The 18,868-nt window shown below is 71.1% G+C and carries 19 protein-coding genes and 1 pseudogene; 9 read left to right on the top strand and 11 right to left on the bottom strand.

The window, feature by feature from the left end; all coding sequences use genetic code 11:
* Positions 1-263: hemerythrin domain-containing protein (locus EBO15_RS22745; protein WP_147481619.1), on the bottom strand; the 263-nt coding region annotated here is incomplete at its 3' end.
* Between the two features lie 105 nt (positions 264-368).
* Here EBO15_RS22745 and EBO15_RS22740 point away from each other — a divergent pair.
* Positions 369-3,632 carry a BTAD domain-containing putative transcriptional regulator gene (locus EBO15_RS22740; protein WP_122196460.1) on the top strand — a complete coding sequence of 1,088 codons (3,264 nt, stop codon included), beginning with the start codon at positions 369-371 and terminating at the stop codon, positions 3,630-3,632.
* Positions 3,633-3,701: 69 nt separating this feature from the next.
* Here EBO15_RS22740 and EBO15_RS22735 read toward each other — a convergent pair whose 3' ends face one another.
* Positions 3,702-4,079, bottom strand: a complete 378-nt coding sequence (locus EBO15_RS22735) for a nuclear transport factor 2 family protein (protein ID WP_122196453.1) — start codon at positions 4,077-4,079, stop codon at positions 3,702-3,704.
* Between the two features lie 190 nt (positions 4,080-4,269).
* On the opposite strand from EBO15_RS22735, the gene EBO15_RS22730 reads away from it, so the two are divergent.
* Positions 4,270-4,947 (top strand): DUF402 domain-containing protein, encoded by a 678-nt coding sequence (locus EBO15_RS22730; RefSeq protein WP_122196459.1) that lies wholly within the window; start codon positions 4,270-4,272, stop codon positions 4,945-4,947.
* A gap of 40 nt (positions 4,948-4,987) precedes the next feature.
* Here the strand turns inward: EBO15_RS22730 and EBO15_RS22725 are convergent, their stop codons facing one another.
* From EBO15_RS22725 to EBO15_RS22710, 4 genes are all read right to left on the bottom strand, one after another.
* A complete protein-coding gene (locus EBO15_RS22725) occupies positions 4,988-6,508 on the bottom strand; it encodes a phytoene desaturase family protein (RefSeq protein ID WP_122196452.1) in 1,521 nt (506 codons plus the stop codon).
* A gap of 105 nt (positions 6,509-6,613) precedes the next feature.
* Positions 6,614-6,829, bottom strand: a complete 216-nt coding sequence (locus EBO15_RS22720) for a hypothetical protein (RefSeq protein WP_122196451.1) — start codon at positions 6,827-6,829, stop codon at positions 6,614-6,616.
* Between the two features lie 55 nt (positions 6,830-6,884).
* Entirely contained in the window at positions 6,885-7,133 is a 249-nt protein-coding gene (locus EBO15_RS22715) for a hypothetical protein (protein ID WP_122196450.1), read from the bottom strand.
* Entirely contained in the window at positions 7,133-7,435 is a 303-nt protein-coding gene (locus tag EBO15_RS22710) for a hypothetical protein (protein ID WP_122196449.1), read from the bottom strand. Before EBO15_RS22710 ends, EBO15_RS22715 begins: the two co-directional genes overlap by 1 nt.
* Positions 7,436-8,439: 1,004 nt before the next feature.
* On the opposite strand from EBO15_RS22710, the gene EBO15_RS22700 reads away from it, so the two are divergent.
* Genes EBO15_RS22700 through EBO15_RS22690 form a run of 3 tightly spaced genes read left to right on the top strand, consistent with a single transcriptional unit; the run spans position 8,440 to position 12,364 of the window.
* Positions 8,440-9,603 carry a cytochrome P450 gene (locus EBO15_RS22700; RefSeq protein WP_147481618.1) on the top strand — a complete coding sequence of 388 codons (1,164 nt, stop codon included), beginning with the start codon at positions 8,440-8,442 and terminating at the stop codon, positions 9,601-9,603.
* Positions 9,604-9,629: 26 nt separating this feature from the next.
* A complete protein-coding gene (locus tag EBO15_RS22695; protein ID WP_122196447.1) occupies positions 9,630-10,346 on the top strand; it encodes a methyltransferase in 717 nt (238 codons plus the stop codon).
* Complete coding sequence (locus EBO15_RS22690; RefSeq protein ID WP_122196446.1) at positions 10,343-12,364, top strand: adenylosuccinate synthetase; 2,022 nt, start codon at positions 10,343-10,345, stop codon at positions 12,362-12,364. The genes EBO15_RS22695 and EBO15_RS22690 overlap by 4 nt, the downstream gene beginning before the upstream one ends.
* Before the next feature lie 325 nt (positions 12,365-12,689).
* Here the strand turns inward: EBO15_RS22690 and EBO15_RS22685 are convergent, their stop codons facing one another.
* On the bottom strand, positions 12,690-13,706 hold the full coding sequence (locus tag EBO15_RS22685) for a CU044_5270 family protein (protein ID WP_122196445.1): 1,017 nt from the start codon (positions 13,704-13,706) through the stop codon (positions 12,690-12,692).
* Positions 13,707-13,708: 2 nt separating this feature from the next.
* Positions 13,709-14,281 (bottom strand): RNA polymerase sigma factor, encoded by a 573-nt coding sequence (locus tag EBO15_RS22680; RefSeq protein ID WP_199744739.1) that lies wholly within the window; start codon positions 14,279-14,281, stop codon positions 13,709-13,711.
* A 231-nt stretch (positions 14,282-14,512) separates the two neighbouring features.
* Here EBO15_RS22680 and EBO15_RS22675 point away from each other — a divergent pair, with 231 nt between their 5' ends.
* Complete coding sequence (locus EBO15_RS22675) at positions 14,513-15,211, top strand: peptidase inhibitor family I36 protein (RefSeq protein ID WP_158628332.1); 699 nt, start codon at positions 14,513-14,515, stop codon at positions 15,209-15,211.
* 62 nt (positions 15,212-15,273) lie between these two features.
* Here the strand turns inward: EBO15_RS22675 and EBO15_RS22670 are convergent, their stop codons facing one another.
* From EBO15_RS22670 to EBO15_RS22660, 3 genes and pseudogenes are all read right to left on the bottom strand, one after another.
* Complete coding sequence (locus tag EBO15_RS22670) at positions 15,274-15,615, bottom strand: hypothetical protein (RefSeq protein WP_122196443.1); 342 nt, start codon at positions 15,613-15,615, stop codon at positions 15,274-15,276.
* A 70-nt stretch (positions 15,616-15,685) separates the two neighbouring features.
* A pseudogene (locus EBO15_RS22665) lies at positions 15,686-15,964 on the bottom strand (ASCH domain-containing protein); the annotation flags it as partial.
* A gap of 13 nt (positions 15,965-15,977) precedes the next feature.
* Positions 15,978-16,523 (bottom strand): NUDIX hydrolase, encoded by a 546-nt coding sequence (locus tag EBO15_RS22660; protein ID WP_122196441.1) that lies wholly within the window; start codon positions 16,521-16,523, stop codon positions 15,978-15,980.
* A 346-nt stretch (positions 16,524-16,869) separates the two neighbouring features.
* On the opposite strand from EBO15_RS22660, the gene EBO15_RS22655 reads away from it, so the two are divergent.
* The 3 genes from EBO15_RS22655 to EBO15_RS43720 all read left to right on the top strand — a co-directional run bounded on the left by EBO15_RS22655 (position 16,870) and on the right by EBO15_RS43720 (position 18,865).
* Positions 16,870-17,415: a hypothetical protein gene (locus EBO15_RS22655; RefSeq protein WP_122196440.1), complete on the top strand. Its 546-nt coding sequence runs from the start codon at positions 16,870-16,872 to the stop codon at positions 17,413-17,415.
* 46 nt (positions 17,416-17,461) lie between these two features.
* Positions 17,462-18,136, top strand: coding sequence for a hypothetical protein (locus tag EBO15_RS22650; protein WP_122196439.1), 675 nt, complete (start codon positions 17,462-17,464; stop codon positions 18,134-18,136).
* A gap of 111 nt (positions 18,137-18,247) precedes the next feature.
* Positions 18,248-18,865 (top strand): hypothetical protein, encoded by a 618-nt coding sequence (locus EBO15_RS43720; RefSeq protein WP_147481617.1) that lies wholly within the window; start codon positions 18,248-18,250, stop codon positions 18,863-18,865.
* The last annotated feature ends 3 nt before the right edge of the window (positions 18,866-18,868 follow it).

Raw genomic sequence — 18,868 nt, 5'->3', positions numbered from 1 at the left:
GCGACGCGTTCGTGCTGGGCCTCCATGCGCAGGACGATGTCGGCGTCCAGGTCCACCCGGGCGAGCAGCGGCGGCCAGAGCAGCTCGTCCTCGCCCTCGTGGTGGTTCTTCAGGCCCAGCCGGTAGATGCGGAAGTGGTCGGCGATCACCTTGGCGCGAGCGGTGTCACCCGGGACGACGGCCGCGACGAGCTTCACCAGCAGCCGTGACTCGCGGCGGAGCACGCGGTGGATGATCTCCATGTCCTGGGTGTCGACGCTCATCGGTTCCTCGCCTTTCGTGTCGGTTGCGACGTGTTCAGACTGCTCCCGGGGTTTTGGAGGGGACTTGGAACCGACTTGGACCCGTCCACGTACGATGTGCGGATCATGGTCTTCATCCGGGTGCTGGGCGCGTTCGCGACCGAGGTGGACGGTGAGGCCGTCCACCTCGGCGGGCCTCGGCAGCGGGGCGTGCTGGCGTTGCTGGTGGCGGCGCGCGGGCAGGTCGTGCCGGTCGACCGGATGATCGAGGACCTGTGGCGCGGCGAGCCGCCCGCGCGGGCGCTGATGTCCCTGCAGGCGTACGTGTCCAACCTGCGCCGGCTGCTGGAGCCAGGACGTCCGCCGCGCACGCCGGCCCGGCTGCTGGTGAGCGCGTCGCCCGGGTACGCGCTGCGGCTGCCGCCCGAGGCGGTGGACGCGTGGCGGTTCGAGGACCTGCTCGACCAGGCCCGCGCGGACACCGACCCGCGCGCCGCCCAGGCCCGGCTCGCCGAGGCGCTGGCGCTGTGGCGGGGACCGGCGTTCGCCGAGGCCGCCGACGAACCGTGGGCCGCCGCCGAGACGGCCCGGCTGAACGAGCTGCGCCTGGCCGCCACCGAACTGCGCGTCGCGGCGGGCCTGCGCGTCGGCGATCCCGCCGCGGTGGTTCCCGAGGCCGAGCGGCTCACCCGCGACGAGCCCCTCCGCGAGGAAGGCTGGCGGCTGCACGCCCTGGCGCTGTGGAGCAGCGGCCGCCAGGCCGACGCGCTCGCGACGCTCCGCCACGCGCGCGGCGTCCTCGCCGAGGAGCTCGGACTCGACCCCGGCCCGGACCTGACGGCGCTGGAGGAGGCGATCCTCACCCAGCGCACGGACATCATGCGCGAGGCCGTCCCCCCGCCCCCGCGGCCTGCGCCGCTGCCGCGCTCGGCCCCGACCATCAAGACGCCGTTCGTCGGACGCCAGGCACAGCTGTCGGCGCTGGTCACGGCCGCCACCGAAGCCGCCGCCGACGGGGCCCGCGTCGCCCTCGTCACCGGGGAGGCCGGGCTCGGCAAGTCGACGCTCCTGGAACACCTCGGCGGCCGGCTCGAACGCGACGGATGGCTGGTCGCCGTCGGCCACTGCCCCGAGGTCGACAGCGCCCCGCCCGCCTGGGCCTGGACCGAGACGCTGAGAGCCGTCGCCGCGACCACCTCCCCCGGCGAGTTCGCCGACGACCTCGCACCGCTGCTCACCGACACCGGACCGGTGAACGCCGACGCCACCGCCGGACGGTTCCGCCTGCGCCGAGCCGTGTGGAAATGGCTCGCGGCCGTCGCCGCCGAACGCCCGGTCGCCGTCGTGCTCGACGACCTTCACTGGGCGGACGCCACCACGCTGGAGCTACTCGGCGGCGGCCTCGGCCTGCGCGCCCCGATCCTGATCATCGCCGCCTACCGCGCGGACGAGGCGGACGAGAGCGGGCGCCTCACCGAGACGCTGGCCTCCCTCGCCCGCGCGACACCCCTCCGCCTGCCGCTGACCGGGCTCGACGACGAGGCCGTCGCGGAACTCGTGCGCACCGAATGCGAGGCCGACGAGGAGACCGTCGCCGGGATCGCCGAGCGCACCGGCGGCAACCCGTTCTACGTGCGCGAAAGCGCCCGGCTGCTGAACGGCGAAGGCGCGCTGGTCGCCCTCTCCGAGGTCCCCGAAGGAGTCCGGGACGTCCTGCGCCGCCGCCTCGCGCGCCTGCCCGAGGGAGGCGTGTCCGTCCTGCGGCTCGCCGCGGTCGCGGGCCGGGAGAGCCCGGTGGACATCCTGGTCAAGGCCGCCGACGCCGACGAGGACGGCGTGCTGGACGCGCTGGACGCGGGCGTCATCGCCGGGCTGCTCGACGAGCCCGCCCCCGGACGCGTCCGCTTCGTCCACGCCCTGGTCAGGGACACGCTCATCACCGACCTCAGCCGCCTCCGCGCGGCCCGCATGCACGCCCGGATCGCCTCCGCCCTCGAAGGCACCGACGACATCGCGGCGCTGGCCCACCACTACGCGCGTGCCGGCTCACCGAAGGCCGTCGGCTACTGCGTCCAGGCCGTCGAACTCGCCGAGGCCCGCTACGCCCACGACGTCGCCGCCGACCTCCTCACCGACGCCGTCGCCCACTCGACCGGCCCGGACGAGCGCGTCGAACTCCTCGGCAGGCTGCTGCGCGCGCAGATCCGCGCGGGAGCCGTCGCCGCCGCCCGCGAGACACGCCGTGAGGCCGTCGAGTACACCGAATCCCTGGGCCGCGAGGACCTGATGATCGCCGCGTTCACCGCATGGACGGAGCCGACCTTCTGGCAGGCCCGCACCTACGGCACGGTGGACCGGCCCGTCGTCGACCGCCTGAGCCGCCTGCTCAAGCGCGACCTGCCCCCCTCGGTGCGGTCCCGGCTCCTGACGGCGTACGCGGACGAACTGGTCGGCGAGGACGACCCGACCGTCCTGGAGGCGGCCCAGGAGGCACTCGACCTCGCCACCGAACCCCGGCTGCGCGCCGCGGCACTCCAGATCCTGGTCGAGATCCACGGCGATACCGAGCTCTGCCGGGAGCTCGTGGCGATCGGCACCGAGCATGACCTGCCCGTCTACCGTGTCACCGGACTGCTCAACCAGGCCGGCGCCGCTGCCGCCGCCAACGACCCGGCGACCATGCGCCAGATGATCACCGAGGCCCTGGAACTCGCGCGCGCCTACCGCATGCGGGAGGCGGTCGCCGCCGCCGAGATCGCGCTGGCGGGCCTGGCCCTCATCGAAGGCCGATTCGCCGACGCCGAACTCCTCTACGTCCAGGCCGACGAGAGCATGCGGCGCGCCGGATCGGTCCACGCCGCGGGCTTCCTCCAACTCGCTCTGGCCACGATCTGGCTGAACGACGGCACCCTCGGCGCGCACCTGGACGACGTCCGCGCCCTCCACGCCGCCCTCGGCCCCATGACGTCCGACCTGCTCGCGCTCGCCCTCCACGCCAACGGCCTGGACGCCGAAGCCCGCGAGGTGAGCGCGTCACCCGAACCGATCCGCCCCGACTTCTTCTTCACCTACCTCACATCGCTACGCGCGATGGCCATCGTCGCCCTGAACGACCGCGACGCCGCCGAGGAGATCTACGCGACGCTGCTCCCGCACCGCGACGGCCCCCCGGCGGGAGCCGCGAGCCTGTCGGTGGCCCTGCGCCCGGTCGCCCACACCCTCGGCGAACTGGCCGTCCTCCTAGGCCGCGACCACGAGGCCGCCGCCCACTTCACCCAAGCCACCACCATCGCCGCCCTATGGAACGCACCCCACTGGACCGCCACCAGAATCCTTCAGAACCGCCCCGCGGAACCAGGAACCGACACTTCCGGAGCCGCATACAAGTGACCGCCCCGAATGCGGTGCCGAGCAACGCCGGACGATCCGATCCGTGAATCAGCAGTTCATGTAGATGCCTCAAGGGGCGAACGGCTTGATCTCCCCCGCGAACACGATGACCTGGTCGATGAGGCTCCGTCGCAGATGGACGACATCCGTTCCCGCCAGGCGGGGGCCTCCATCAGGCGTGGTGAAGACCCACTGGTAACGGGCCCACTCGTCAGGCATGTCCACCGCTGAGCAGCGCGCCATTGTGCCGGTCCCCGCCGGGTGGCGTCGGAGGTCCAGCACGAACCGCTCGACCGCCCCGATTCCTTCGCTGCGACCCAACGGCCCCCAGAAGACCACGTCTGAGGTCAGGGCCTGGGAGAGCAGGGCGGTCACCGAGCTGTCGTCCGCGGCGTTGAACGCGGAGATGAACGTATCGATCGCAGAGCGTGCGGTCTCTTCCGGCATGCCCCAGTAATACCAGCCGTGTCGCGAGCGCTCCTCCCACGAGCCGCCTTCCGATCACGGTGAACTGGTCACGGCACTGGCTCGGCGAACACAAGGTGTCGCCGCGTTCTTGTCGGTCGGGCCAACGTGCTCAGGTGAGGGTGACCCGGGCATGGTGGTCACCAGCGTCACGAGCCAGGAGGTTGTGAGCATGCGCCGATACCAGCCCGGCGACACCGTGGTCAGGCGCGACGTCTTTCGTGGTCGCGTCTGGAGCGCGCACGCGCTCCGCGTCATCGAGGACACCGAGCACGCCCTGGTCACGGGATCGTGCCCAGGCGCGGACGTCGTGGCCGCGACCACGTGGATCGACTGGCTCCTGACAGGCGACACGGCACGACGCGACCAGGCGGTGCCGCACCTGGCAGCGGGGGAGTGGGAGCTCGCTCCCTGGACATGGCGCGACACGGTCTTGCTGATGTGGAACCCGCTCGGCGAGTGGTTCAGCGTGAACGCGTTCTTCGACCCATCCGACGACCACCGGCTGATCAACTGGTACGTGAACTTCGAGCGGCCGGCCCACCGCGCTCCGACCGGCTTCGACACCTTCGACCTGCTCCTCGACCTGGTCATCGCTCCGGACCTTTCCACCTGGAGGTGGAAGGACGAGGACGAGTACGCCCACGGCCGCCGGGTGGGCGTCATCGACGACGACGCCCACCGAGCGGTCGACAAGGCTCGCGACCGAGCGGTCGCGATGATCGAGCAACGCGAGGGCCCCTTCGCGCCGGACTCCCCCTGGCGGCACTGGCACTGGAATCCCGCCTGGCCCGCTCCCGCACTTCCGCCCATGTGGTCGACCGCCGCAGGTTGCGATTCAGGTGCGTGAGGATGCCAGTGAAGGGTGAGTCTCGGTATTGAGGCGTTCGTCAGGACTCCAGGACGGCACGGGCGGCGTTGTGGCCGGGGATGCCGCTCACGCCGCCGCCGCGTCGGGCGCCCGCCCCGCAGAGCAGGATGCGGGGGTGGTCGGTTTCGACGCCCCAGCGGCCTTGGTCGGCGGGGTCTTCGGCGAAGGGCCAGGTCAGGTCGTGGTGGAAAATGTGGCCGCCTGGCAGGCCCGCGTCGGTCTCCAGGTCGACGGGGGATTTGGCCTCGACGCAGGGTGTGCCGTCCGGGCGGTGGAGCAGGCAGTCCTCGATGGGTTCGGCGAGGACGGTGTTCAACGAGGCGAACGTTGCGCGTAGCGCCTGGTCGCGTGCGCCGTCCGGGGCGGCGCGGAACAGGCGTGCGGGCATGTGGAGGCCGAACAGGGTGAGCGTGTGGGCTCCGGCTTCGCGCAGTTCGGGGCCGAGGATGGACGGGTCGGTCAGCGAATGGCAGTAGACTTCGGCGGGCGGCAGCGGCGGGATGTGCCCGGCCGCGGCGGCGGCGTGGGCGGCGGCCAGCTGGGAGGCGCTCTCGTTGATGTGGAAGGTGCCGCCGAACGCCTCGTCCGGACGCACCGACGGGTCGCGCAACCGCGGCAGCCGCTTCAGGACCATGTTCACCTTGAGCTGTGAACCTTCGGGAGGTTCGGCGGTGCCGCCCATCAGCCGGGCCAGCGTCGTGCGGGGGAGGTTCACGAGCACGTGCCGCGCGCTGACGGCGTGCTCGCCCGTCTCGTCCCGGAAGGTCACCTCACCGGACGGGTCGATCCCGATGACCTCGGCGCCCGTGCGTAGTTCCGCGCCGGACGCGCGCGCCGTCCTCACCAGGTCGGCGGTGAGGGCGCCCATTCCACCGACGGGCACCTTCCAGTCGCCGGTGCCGTCGCCGACCACGTGGTAGAGGAAGCACCGGTTGGCCAGCAGGGACGCGTCGCCGGGGTCGGCGAAGGTGCCGATCAGCGCGTCGGTGAGGACGACGCCGCGCACCAGGTCGTCCCCGAACCGCTCGTCGACGACCTCGCCGATCGGACGTTCGAACAGGTCACGCCAGGCGTGGTCGTCGGCGACGGTCCGGCGCATCCCGGCGCGGCCGGTGAGCGGCTCCAGCAGCGTCGACGCGACCCGCCGGGCCACGTGCCCGGTCATCGCGGAGAAGCGCTGCCACGCCTCGAAGTCCTTGGTGCCGCCGGTCAGCGCCGCGAACGAGGCGGCGGTGCGCGCGGTGTCCTGGTCGTCGACGAGCAGCCCGCCGTCGCCGGACGGAGTGTAGGAGGCGTAGCGGCGGTGGCGCAGCTCGACCCGGAGCCCGAGGTCGCGCACGATCTTCGAGGGCAGAAGGCTGACCAGGTAGGAGTAGCGGGACAGGCGCGCGTCCACGTCGGGGAACACCCGCTGCGAGACGGCCAGCCCGCCGAGGTGGTCGGCGCGTTCCAGCAGCAGCACCCGGCGTCCGGCCTGGGCGAGGTAGGCGGCGGCGACCAGGCCGTTGTGCCCACCGCCCGCGATCACGACATCATGCATGAACCCAGCAGAACACGCCGAGCCGCCTCACGAGGAGGCCGAGCGCGGAAATCGCCCGACATTTCGATCTTGGAGTGGAAGCTCGCGCCGCGCCGGCCAAGGCCTTCAGCGCGGGTCGGCGGCGAAGGTGAAGGCCGCGGCACGGTCCCGCAGGAGCGCGGACGCGACCGGGGCGCCCCCGGGTACTCCTTCCGGTTCGAAGCGGACGCCCGTCGCCGACGCCTGCGGCATCACCTGCTCTGTCTTCGCCAGCGCGGTGAGCGCGACCTCGCCTCTGCCGACGGCACCGTTGGCGGCCGAGGACGCGAGCGCGGCGGCCACGGCGAGCGCCTCGTCCGGCGGTGCCCGGGGCCTCGGGGCCGGCGCCTTCGCGGGGTTACTGGTCCGCGCGCCTGACCAGGGTGGAGGACGTGGTGTCGATCCGGTAGTCGCGGATCGCGTCCGGCTTGCCCTGGAGGAGTTCGGCTGGAGCGTCGACCTCGTGCACGGTCTGGCCGTCGAGTGGTCGGAAGAAGACCCGGGTCGGCGCGTCACCGCCGCGTACGTTCGCCAGGTTGGCGGCGGCGAGGATACGGCCGTCGGCGTCGGCGACGACCTGCAGGCGGATCTTCGGGGTTCCGGTCATCAGTACAGCCCCCCGATCGCCAGGTCGAACCACGTGTCGTGGTCGGAGCGGTTGGCGATGGTGGAGAAGTAGACCCATTGGTCCTGGACGTAGCCCTTGGAGTCCAGGACCCAGTTGTGCGACAGGCCCTGCCCGATCACCTCCATCACGGTCGGGTCGTTGACCGAGAGGGTGCTCAACGGAGCGGCGGTCGCGAACTGCGCCCCCTTCCGATCGCCCTTCCCGAACATGTACGCGACGCTGACCGTCACGTTCACCCCTATGTACAGGTGCTGGAATTCCCACGCGATCGCCGTCGGCATCTGAACACCTCGCCTTCGCCGCAGTCGCCACTCCCTTGTCCGACTGGGGCCAGTACATCAGGACCGTCCACGCGTGGCGGCATCCGGGCCCGGACCAGGCGTTGGTCCGCGACGGCGGTGCTTGGGAGAAAGGCCCCGTCGGGAAGTCTTTCCAATTCCGATGCACCCACTGAACGAGATCGTTCTCAGTGCCAACGGGTGTCCCCGGCATCAGCCCCGACAGGCGGCTTTCACGGGTCGGTCCCCGCGTGGGTCCGGCCCGCGGCGTGTCGTGGATGACCGTCCGCTGGGCCCTGTCTCGCCAACCGGCGGAGATGTGAACAGAAAATGACCCAAACCCTCCCTAGGTTGGATCTCAGGCCGGGCGGACGGGCCCGAACCTCCCAAGGAGAACTCTCGACCGTCCTCGTCACCGCCGTGACCTCCCGCACCGACGCCTGGACGATCCTGCGGCCCGTCACCTTCGCGAACAACCTGCTCTCCTGGGCCTGGCAGATCCGGTCCGGCGCGCCGATCCGGGCGCCGTTCCTCGGGTCGGGACAGGCCCCGATCCACGAGCACGACGTCACCGAGGCGGCCGCCGAGACCCTCGAGCCGACTTCGAGGCCGCCTGACGGATGGACGAGCCGCCACGTCCGCCGATCGATCCGGTCCGGGACCGGCGGGACGCGTCATGAGGGCCGATCGGGCCGTGCGGAGCGCTTGTCGCGTTTCCAAACGGCCCGTTCGGCAAGGGTGGTGTCGGTGTGTCGGCAGGCAAGTCTCGCAAGCGATCAGCTTCGTAGCGTGGTTGACTAATTACTCATTGCAATGAGTTGATCGCGGTTTCTCCGTCGGCGGTCCGCAGAGAGGAGCGTGCCCATGGTGCCCTCGGGAGGGTGGGCCACTGCCTGTCCAGTGGCCGACGACTGCTTCCCCGTCGAGTCGTACAGCGGCGTGCGCGCCCCGCTGTCCCCGGCGTTCGCAGCAGTGTGTCCTGGTTGCCGGACTTCGGGGGAGTGACCGTGGCGGACGACGACCTGCCGCGCTTCCCGTTCAGCGCACGGGGTGACGAAGTGGCCGCACAGTACCGAGAGCTGCCGCCGGTCACGCGGGTGCGGACCAACACCGGTGACGTCGCCTGGCTGGTCACGGGGTACGACGCCGCCCGCGCGGTGCTCGGCGACGCGCGGTTCAGCCACTCCGAGACGGCGCGTCCGGGCGTCCCCCGGCAGGACACGCCCACGGTGCCGCCGGAGATCATCACTTCGATGGAGGTCGCGCGGTCCGTTGGCGTGCGCAGTGAGATCATGCGGGCGCTTGGCCCGGCGGCGGTCGAGGAACTGCGGCCGCTCGCCCGCGCCACCGCCGGGGAACTGCTGGACGGCCTCGTCCGGAGCGGGCCGCCCGCCGACCTGTTCGCGGACTTCGTGGCGCCGCTGCCGACCCGGGTGGCCTGCGCGATGGCGGGCCTGCCGTTCGAGGACGCGGACACGCTCGACACCTGGGGCCAGGTGGGGACCAGCATGAGCGTCCACACCCCCGAGGAACTACGGGCATCGTACGAGGAGTACTGCGCCTACCTGCTCGTGCAGACGCGGGCCCCTCGCGACGGGTTGCTCCAACGGGTGCACGACGTCGCCGTGCGGAGCGAGATCGACGTGGAGCAGGCCGTGATCCTCGCCGGGGCGATGTTCATCGTGGCGCAGAGCACCGTCGGGGTGCTGGCGCACGCCGTCCTGACACTGCTCCGCGACCCGGGCCTCATGCGCCGCCTCCATGAGGACCCGGCGCTCATGCCTTCGGCGGTGGAGGAGTTCCTGCGGTACGCGCTGTGGGTGCACGACGGCATACCGCGCATCGCCACTGCGGACGTCGAGGTCGAGGGCACGCCGATCCGCGCGGGCGAACTGGTGCTGCTCAGCCTGGACATCGCCAACCGCGACCCGTGCGCGTTCGCCGCGCCGGACCGGTTCGACCCGGCGCGGACGCCGAACCCGCACCTGGCGTTCGGGCTCGGCCACCACTACTGCCCGGGGACCGGATTCGCGCGGATGGAGATGACCGAGGCGCTCTCGGCCCTGGTCGAGCGGCTCCCGGACGCCCGGCTCGACGGCCTGGCCGGACGGCTGGACTGGCACTCGGCGCTCACGATCAGGCGGCCGGTCCGCATTCCCGCGCGCTGGTGAGCTGCGCGGTCATCCAGGGAGGGACGATGACAGGCGAGCGGCACGCGGCCGGACTGGACGAGGGTCTCCGGCTCATCGGTCACGCACGGGCCGAAGGGGCGCGCGACTTCACGCTGATGGGACGCCGCTGGGAACTCGCCGAAGGCGTCTTCTCACCCGTCCACACCCACGGCACCGAGTTCTACACCCGCGCCCTGCCGTACCCCATCGGCGGCCGGTTTTTGGAAGTCGGCAGCGGCGCAGGGGTCACCTCGGTCACGGCGGCGCTCGCCGGGTGCGCGGCGGTGACGGCCGTCGACGTCAACCCGTCCGCGGTCACCGCGACGGCCCGGAACGCGGCCCGGCACGGGGTGCCCTGGGTGCGCGCCCTCGTCGGCGACGTGTTCTCCGCCGTGCGCCAGGACGCTCCCTACGACGCCGTCTTCTGGAACATCCCCTACGTTTCCCTCCCCGAGGCGGGCGACCACGACCCGGACCTGGCCAAGGGCGTCTTCGACATCGGGCATCGCTGCCTGCGCGCCTACCTCGGCGGCGCGGCGGACGTCCTGGCACCGGGCGGCAGGCTGTTCCTCGGCCTCGGCGACATCGGGGACCGGACGACGATGGAGACGGTCGCCGCCGCGAACCGGTGGCATGCCGTCCTGCTCGCCGCGCTCGCCGCCCCACCCGACCCGCACGTCGAGCACCGGCTGTTCGAGCTGGTCCGGGCCACCGCACCGGACGGGCCGGGTGACCGGCGATGACCGGGCCCACCGTCACACCGTCCTTGGACGGGCACGCCGGTGAGGCCCGGCGGCACCGCGAGCGGCGGCGCGGCGAACTCTTGGAGCTGCTCACCCGGCGCGGGCTGGAGTTGCCGAGGAGTCAGCGGCTCACCTGGATCAGCGACATGCAGCAGGGCGACGGCGGCAAGGGCGCGATGACCGACCGGCTCGCGCCGTCCCACCAGATCGTCGTGCGGGTGCAGGGCGGTGACAACGCCGGCCACACCACCGTGTTCCGTGACGCGGAGGGAAGCGACGTCGTCCTCAAGGGGCACCTGCTGCCGTCCGGGCTGCGGCACGACAGGACGGTCGGGGTCATCGCCAACGGCGTCCTGCTGAACCCCGGGACGCTCGCCGCCGAGATCACCGACCTCGCCCGGCGGGGCGTCGACTGCTCCGGACGGCTCTTGCTCAGCGACCGCGCCCACCTCGTCCTTCCGCTGCACCTGCTGGCGGACGCGCGGCAGGAGGACGGACTGCGCAAGGACGGCCGGGCGATCGGCACCACCCAGCGCGGCATCGGCCCCGCCAACGTGTGCAGGACCAACCGCAGCGGCGTCCGCGTCCGGGACCTGGACGACATGGCGGTCGTCGAGGGACGGATCCGGCAGAGCGCGGCCCTGCTCGGCCTGCCCGACGAGCACGTGCCCGAGAGCCTGGCGTGGCTGGAGGAACACCGCCACTTCCTCCAGAGGCACAGCGTCGACTCGGTGCGGCTGCTCAACGCCGCCGCCGACGCGGGCTACTCGATCCTCTTCGAGGGCGCCCAGGGCCCCCTCATCGACCTCGACCACGGCATCTACCCGTATGTGACGACGTCCGCGACGGCGATCCACTCGGTGGCGAGCGGCACCGGCCTGGACCTGACCCGGATCCACCACCGCGTCGGCGTCCTGAAGTGCTACCAGACGATGGTCGGGAACGGCGCGTTCGTCACCGAGGACACCGGGGAACTCGGCGCCCGCCTGCGCGAACGCGGGCAGGAGACGGGCACCACCACCGGACGCCCGCGCCGCTGCGGCTGGCTCGACCTGCCGCACGCCCGCTGGGCCGCCGAGCTGAACGGCAACACCAGCGTCGCGCTGACCAAACTGGACGTCCTGGACGGCTTCGACCTCATCGGCGTCTGCGTCGGCTACGAACGGGACGGCCGCCGCTACCTGCCCTTCGAACCGGACCACGCCTACCTCGCCGGATGCGCGCCGATGTACGCCTACCTGCCGGGCTGGCGGACGTCCACCCGCGCCGTCCGCCGGTACGCCGACCTGCCCGCCGAGGCCCGCGCCCTGGCCGACTTCGTGAGCCGCTACCTGGACCTGCCGGTCAGCGGAATCGGCACCGGCCCGCGCGACACCGACCTGCTGACCGTCCCGCTCGGCGAACTGGACCACCTGATGCGCCCCGCCCCACCACGCGTCCCCGCGCCCCGCGCGGGCCACCGGAAACCGCCGCGCGTGACGGTGTTCTGCGGCGCCGCCCCCGGAGTCCGGCCGAACCACCGCGCCCTCGCGGCCGACCTGGGACGCGCCTGCGCGGAACGGGGCGTCGGCATCGTCTACGGGGCGGGCGGCGTGGGGATGATGGGCGCCCTGTCGGACGCCGCGCTCGGCCACGGCGGCGAGGTCATCGGCGTGATCCCCGAACCGCTGAAACGCCGCGAGTTCTGCCGTCCCGACCTGGCCGACCTGCGCGTCGTCCCCACCATGCACCAGCGCAAGATGCTGATGCATGAACTCGGCGACGCCTTCATCGCGCTTCCCGGCGGCTACGGCACCCTGGAGGAACTCCTCGAGATGATCACCTGGGCGCAGCTCGGCCTCCACGAGAAACCGGTGATCCTGCTGGACGACACCGGCCACTTCCAACCCCTGATCGACCTGTTCGACCACGCCCACGCCGAAGGCTTCGTCGCAGACCAGGACCGCTCCCTGGTGGTCCGGGCCCGAACAGCCGAGGAGGCCCTCCACCTGGCACACCCCAGCCAAGCCCGGCGATGAAGGACGTGAAGACCGTCGTCATCGGTGGCGGGTAGGTCGGTCTCGCGGCCGGGGACGCGCTCCTGGACGCCGGATCCCCTGCGTCACCGAGGCGCGGGCATAACCGACGGGGATCGTGGCCGGACTGTTCAGCACCCGCCCAGGGCCGGCCTGCCCCTCCTGCACCCCTGAACCGCCACGCGACGTGGTCGCCAAGCCGCCAACCCGCACGAGAAGACCCCGGAATGCGTGTGCATTTCGGGGTCTTCTCGTCCCAGTCACCTGGGGATGTGGCGCGTCGCCCTGCCGTAGCCCCACATGAGGGCGACACGCCACACGTCGGTGGTCAGGGGAGGCTGGGGATGCTCGGGGGGCTGTTGGTCCAGTCGGCCTGGAGGTACAGCTCCTTCTGGACCTTGCCGGGGACGTTGGGAAGGGTGCGCGTCGTGCTCAGCACGAGCGAGGAGTCCGGGTCGATGATCACGGTGTCGGTGACCTCAGGCATGACCCGCACGCGCAGGCCGAAGCCCTTGCGTCCGCGCTCGTCGGTGACCTGGCCCATCGAGGTGACCCCGGGCATGGTGGCGAGCATCCGGTAGGCGGCGGCGCGCACCTTCGGCGGTGCGGGGACGGAGCTGAGCAGGTCGGACACGCAGTTCTTCACGACCTCGTCCGCCGTCCCGCCTGCTGTGGGGTGCTTGCGGGGGATCGCCCGCTTCAAGGCGTTCTTCAGTGCGCCAGGGGTGGCCGGCAGCGCCTGGACCTGCTTGAACGTCATCGCCGCGTCGCAGACCGAGAAGGTCTTCGTCCCGGTGTCCTTCATGAGGGCGGGGGAGATCGGGGCCGGGTCGGGGGAACCGGCCCGCTTGAAGGCGGGAGCGTCCTTGGGGGTCATGGGCACGGCGCCGAGCCCCCGGAATCCGGTCCAGGACCGGCCGTCCCGCTGGCTCCACTGCCCGATGAGCTGCTGCCCGAGCATCCAGTAGTCACCGCGCTCGTTGTAGAAGGCGTTCGACTGGATCCGCAGGACGTGCCAGTACTGGCCGGTGGCCGGCGCGGTCTCGGCGTGCTCGGCGGCGGTGAGCAGCACGGTCTTCGCCGACATCGGCTGCACGGCCTCAGGCCCGTGGCCGGCGTCGGGCGCGCGCGGAGTCGTCCCCGAGGACAGGACGACCGCCCCCGTGACCGCGGCGGCGGTGGCCGCCAGGCCGAAGCCGCTCCACAGGATGGGACGGCGCTGGGCGCGGCGCTTCGGCGGCTCGGGCTCGCTCGTCCCGCTGAGAAGGCGCCGGCGGACGGCGGCCTCGCTCTCCGCCGTCGGCGGCTCGTCCAGCATGGTGGCGATCATCTCGAGTTCGTCCAAGGTCACAGTCCTTCCGAGTGGGCGGGCAGACCGGCGCGCAGCTTCTTGCGCGCTCGGCTCAGGCGGGAGCCGACGGTCCCGTACGGGACGCCGAGGACGTCGGCGATCTCCTCGTGGGTGAGCTGGGCGAGGGCCTTGAGCAGCACGACGTCGCGGTCCTTGTGGGACAGCGCGGCGAGCCCGCGGGCCAGCGACGGCTGGAGTCGTTCGGCGGACACCGAGGCCGCGACCCGGTCCTCGTGTCCGGCCGGGTCACGTTCCACGACGACCTGCGCGAGCATCTTGTAGCGGCGGGTCTCGGTGCGACGGTGCTGGGCGATGAGGTTGGTCGCGATCCCGAACAGCCAGGGCCGCACGGACCCGCGGGACGGATCGAACGTGTCGCGGCGGCGGAACGCGGTGAGAAAGGTCTCGGCCACGACGTCCTCGGCCGTCTGCGGACCGAGGCGCCCGGCGACGTACCGGTGGACGTCGGCGTAGTACCGGTCGTACACGGCGGTGAAGTGGTCGCCGTCTTGCACGGACGCGGCGAGCAGCTCCGCGTCCGTCGGGGCCGTGTCGGGCGGGGCGGTCACGCTGCCGTCCCTTCCATTGAGTCCAGCATGGGCACCTTCTCCGGGAGGATGGTCGTCACTCCTTCTCCGCTCGCCGCCCAGATCCCTTTCACACAACGGGCGCCCCACTCGCAGACAAGATCGCCGACGCAGCCGGCGGACGCCCACACACCCCCGCCGGCATCGACGCCGCTTCAGAACGTGGTCACCTGGATACGATTAGTGTCCGGCGCCCGGTGTGATGGAGTGCAGGTGAACGCTAGCGAGATCATCTCGGCCGAGGAGTTCGGGGAGTACCTGCGGAAGTTGCGCGGACGGCTCACCCAGCAGGCCGTGGCCAGGCACTCGAACATCGACCGGGACGCGCTGACCCGCCAGCGCGTCTCCAACATCGAGAACGGTGCGCTCCCCACCGCGCAGCAACTCCGCTGCTACCTGCACGGATGCGACAGGCTCGGCGTCCTGGACGGCCTGGAGCCCGTTCGGCAGCGGATCGAGGAGTCCGCCGCACGTGCGAAGCGCGCGGGTGACCCGACAGGGCCGACAGGCGTGCACCGGGTGTCGCGGCGACTGGCGGTGACGGTGGTGGCCGTTGCAGGGACGACAGCGGCGGTGACCGGTGTCGCGGTCGCCCTGTTCATGGGCCGGTACGCGGGCGACGGCGCGCCCGAAGCCACCACGGCGCCGGGCGTCCCGGACTGCGTCGACGGGAGCGTCTGCTTCTGGCCGGAGCCGAACTTCATCGGCAGGAAGATCACGCTGCCACCGGACTACTTCACCGACAGCACTTGCCAACCCCTGCCGTTCGTGGCCCGTTCAGTCCAGAACAACAGCCGGGAACGGCAGCGGCTCTTCGCAGGGACGAGCTGCACCGGCCAGGTGACGATCCTGCAGCACCTCAACCGGGCACCGCTGCCGTCCGTCGCGGTGCTGAGCTTCCGGCACAGCTGACGGGCGATCCCCCCACCACCCCCGTGCGCAGGGGCATCGCGCCGTCAGCAGCCGTCCTCAGGTCAGGAGATCTCGATCGTTTCGTAGTGCTGCCAGGAGAAGTGCGGGTAGTAGTCCCGCGACCCGCCCTCACCGATCGCGTAGGTCATGCTGTTGGGGGGCGTGCTCCAGATGACCCGAACCTGGACGGTCCGGCCGCAGCTCACGTTCGTCGCCTGCACACCGTTGTTGAGGATGTGCCTGACGTGGACGCATCCGTTGGGCCCGGCCGCCACAACCTCAGGGCTCCTCATGCCGCCCGACGGCATGACCGCCCCCTCGGCGACTCCGCTGAGCAGCAGGGAGCCGCCCATCGCAGTGGCGGCGGTGAGGACGGCCGCAGCGCCGCGCAGTGTGTTCCGCATGTCGTTCTCCTTCTGGTGATCCCGATGTCCCGCGGGTCCGCGACGACACGGCAGAGGTCCTGTCCGTGCGTCAGCTTGCCGAGGACCCGCGAGACCACGAGAACAGGGCAGGGACGGCAAGTGCCATCAGGAGCGGTGTCACGACGTGCCCGGTCATGTCCGCGGACACTCCTTGACAGTCGTGACAGGCTCGCCATTCGGCCACGCTGGTGCCTCCCTCGCCCTCGTCCACAACATGAGCGAGATCGACCTGCCCGAGCGGGACGACCCTTACCTGGGTGAACTCGATGACCGCGACTGGGCGCTTGTCAGAGTCGATGACCACCGACCGGCGGACCGTCGCCGAGGCGAACCTCGGCTGATCAGGTCGTCTGCTTCAAGTACCCAGCGGCGACGAGGCAGGCGAGGGCCATGTCGGTGTCGGTCAGCTGACCGCCCAGCGCATGCGCGATGAACTCCCCGATCGGCATCAGCACCGGCTCGATGAACTCGGCGTCGTCGAGCCGCTGCTCCCCGACCCACCTGCAGTCCCGCGCGACGACGGCATGCCGGCGGTGCGTCGCGTACGACGCGAGCCACGTCTGCATGACGACCGCAGCCGACTCAGCCTCATAACCGGTCTCCTCGCGCAACTCACGCAGAGCGGCCCCGAGGACGTCCTCCGCGCCGGTCACGTTCCCGCCCGGCATCTCCAGCAAAACCGCATCCGGGCCCGGCCGGTACTGCCTGGCCAAAACGACCTGCTCGTCCTCGGTCAGAGCAAGGACCGCCACGGTCGACCCGCCCAGCAGAATGTCCCAAGGCTCCTCCCGGCCGTCCGGATACCGGTACACACGGGAGCAAACCTTCAAGAAACCAGCGGGCGCGCCTTCAGACAGCTGCACCCATTCCAGATCGGCATCACGCACACACCGAAGCTACCGACCGACGGCCGCAGGCATCGGGAACACCGCGAACACGCCGACGCCGGCAGCGGGAACCCCGGCCCTGGGACGCCGTCCCTCCCAGATCGCACCGCGCCTACTGGCAGGCCCCGACGTGCCGAACAAGGTGTCGCGTCATGGTTCTCCAGCGAGCGCACGGAGCAGGCAGCCACGACTCGGCTGGCGGGGCGGCTGTGGGCGGGGAGCTGCGGAAAGTGTTGAGTGCGCTCTGGATTGGCTTGAATGGCTGAGAATTGATTGATTCGGCGTGTACCTTCGGACGTCATGCATGTGGTCGAGATGCGGCAAGAGCTGGAGGTCGAGGTGCCCTGTGAGTGACGCTTACTCGCCGATTCCGGAACTGAACCTGCTCAAGGGGTTCCAGGATCGGTCTGCGGACTTCTTCTCGCCCGGCTTTGAGCTGCGTGAGTACGGGAAGGGGGTGGCCTGGTCGGACGACGAGGCGCCGGAGTTCGATGCGCGGATCATCTCGTTCGCGCGGGCCACGGTGTCGGGCTCGTCCTATGCGTTGTGGCGGTACGACGATGACGCCGACCTTTCTGCCCTGCCTGTCATCTTCTTCGGGGATGAAGGTGACCTCTACGTCGCCGCACACGATCTGCGTGACCTTTTCCATGAGCTCGCCCAGGACGACCCCGACGACATCGCTCCTGACCGCCGGTCGTACATCGAGACTCGCCGCGCCTACAAGGTGTGGTTGGAGAGCACGTTCGGGCCCGTGCCGCCGGAGCGCGAACGTGGGCCGATGGCCGAGTACGGCTGGAGGTTCGCCGACTGGCTGACGGCCGTGGGGATGGAGGACGCGGCCGAGATCGTGGTCGACAACCTTGAGGCCATGGGGATCGACCGTCCCTGAATCCTTCGGCGCCGACTGTCGGTCCTGATCACTACGGTGGGGCCGCATGACCGATCTGTACATCGTTTCCTTCGATGAGTGCGACGACCGGACGCTGACCGGGCGCGTGCATCTGTACAACCCGGACGCGGCGAGTTTTCCGAAGGGGAAGACGTTTCCCGCGCAGCTTCTCATGGACGCCTGGTCGATGATGCTGAACGGATTCTCGTTCGAGCAGGCCCCTTTCGACCGGGACGAAGGAGTTCGTCTTGCTTCGGAGGCTTCCGGTGCCGCGGCGATGCGCGAGCTCGAAGAACTTCTCTTCGGCAAGAGAGTCTGGGTGGACGCCGGGGGTCATCTCCTTAAGGAAGGGTCCAAGAAACTGCGGGAACCCCGGGTCAAGGCGTCCGAGGTATACAAGGACGACCTCCATCCGTACGGCGGAATAGGGAGGGAGGACGGACGCCACTTCGTGACGCTGAGGCCGAAGCCGGATGAGTTCCGCCGCCGGGCGGACGGCATGATCATGTCGTACGACCTGGGCCGTCCGGCCAACCTGCCGCAGGGGCGTCCGCCCGAGCGCCTGCACGAGGACGCGCTCTACGAGCTGCTCGACCGTCCCTTCGAGGAGCGCCCGTACGCGCCGTTCACCGTGAAGGTGACCTCGGCCCGCCACCTCGAGCCGCTGGCGGGCGGGATGCGCTGGAGGACCGCGCTCAGCGGGCAGCTACCCGAGCTCTGACCTGCGCTGTCTTCACCTGTCGCACAGCTTTCGGTGACCCGGCCGCGGGGAGGCTCCTGATCGTTCCAGCCGTCGCGTGAAGGTCGGCGGCTCGATCACCGGGGAGTCGATGTGCTTCATGTCCACACCGCCCAGACCCTCGCCGCGTGCGGAGTCGCGGCGCTCGTGACCGCGTCCTGGGCCGCTCCCGCCCGACCCGCGAGCGCCGCACCGCACGCCGCACCGCACGGCGTGCCGCACGGCGTGCCGCACGCCGTGCCGCACGTCGGTGGCCGCGCCGGGACGAGTGCGCTGCCGCCCGGGTCGTGTCACGCGTCCAGCGTCGATCCCGCGACGACCAGGCCGGACGCGCGGTGCACACCGGGCGCGCTCAACCCGGACGTCACGCAGGCGAACATCCACCGGACGGTCTGCGTCGCGGGCTACACCAAGCGGATCCGTCCACCCGCGTCGTACACGGGCGCGCTGAAGCGGCGGCAGATCGCCGAGTACGGCTACCGAGACACGAACCCGTCCTCCTACGAGGAGGACCACTTCATCCCGCTCAGTCTCGGCGGCGCGCCCCGTGACCCGAAGAACCTGTGGCCCGAGCCGGGCGCGTCGCCCAACCCCAAGGACACCGTCGAGTTCAAGCTCTACAAGGCCCTGTGCGCGGGTCAGGTCACGCTCGCCGCCGCACAGCACGCGATCACCAAGGACTGGACGACCGCGGGTTCACTCGTTCCGTAGCGA

This window comes from Actinomadura harenae (assembly GCF_003696215.1).
Lineage (GTDB): Bacteria > Actinomycetota > Actinomycetes > Streptosporangiales > Streptosporangiaceae > Spirillospora > Spirillospora harenae.
Note: the sequence above shows the minus strand (reverse complement) of the source record. Positions and strands in the feature narration are given on the sequence as shown.

Coding starts and splice junctions, on each gene's coding strand:
- EBO15_RS22695 (WP_122196447.1), top strand. CDS start 9,630: ATGACAGGCGAGCGGCACGCGGCCGGACTGGACGAGGGTCTCCGGCTC.
- EBO15_RS22725 (WP_122196452.1), bottom strand. CDS start 6,508: ATGCATGATGTCGTGATCGCGGGCGGTGGGCACAACGGCCTGGTCGCC.
- EBO15_RS22740 (WP_122196460.1), top strand. CDS start 369: ATGGTCTTCATCCGGGTGCTGGGCGCGTTCGCGACCGAGGTGGACGGT.
- EBO15_RS22650 (WP_122196439.1), top strand. CDS start 17,462: ATGACCGATCTGTACATCGTTTCCTTCGATGAGTGCGACGACCGGACG.
- EBO15_RS22710 (WP_122196449.1), bottom strand. CDS start 7,435: ATGCCGACGGCGATCGCGTGGGAATTCCAGCACCTGTACATAGGGGTG.
- EBO15_RS22730 (WP_122196459.1), top strand. CDS start 4,270: ATGCGCCGATACCAGCCCGGCGACACCGTGGTCAGGCGCGACGTCTTT.
- EBO15_RS22735 (WP_122196453.1), bottom strand. CDS start 4,079: ATGCCGGAAGAGACCGCACGCTCTGCGATCGATACGTTCATCTCCGCG.
- EBO15_RS22690 (WP_122196446.1), top strand. CDS start 10,343: ATGACCGGGCCCACCGTCACACCGTCCTTGGACGGGCACGCCGGTGAG.
- EBO15_RS22670 (WP_122196443.1), bottom strand. CDS start 15,615: ATGCGGAACACACTGCGCGGCGCTGCGGCCGTCCTCACCGCCGCCACT.
- EBO15_RS22715 (WP_122196450.1), bottom strand. CDS start 7,133: ATGACCGGAACCCCGAAGATCCGCCTGCAGGTCGTCGCCGACGCCGAC.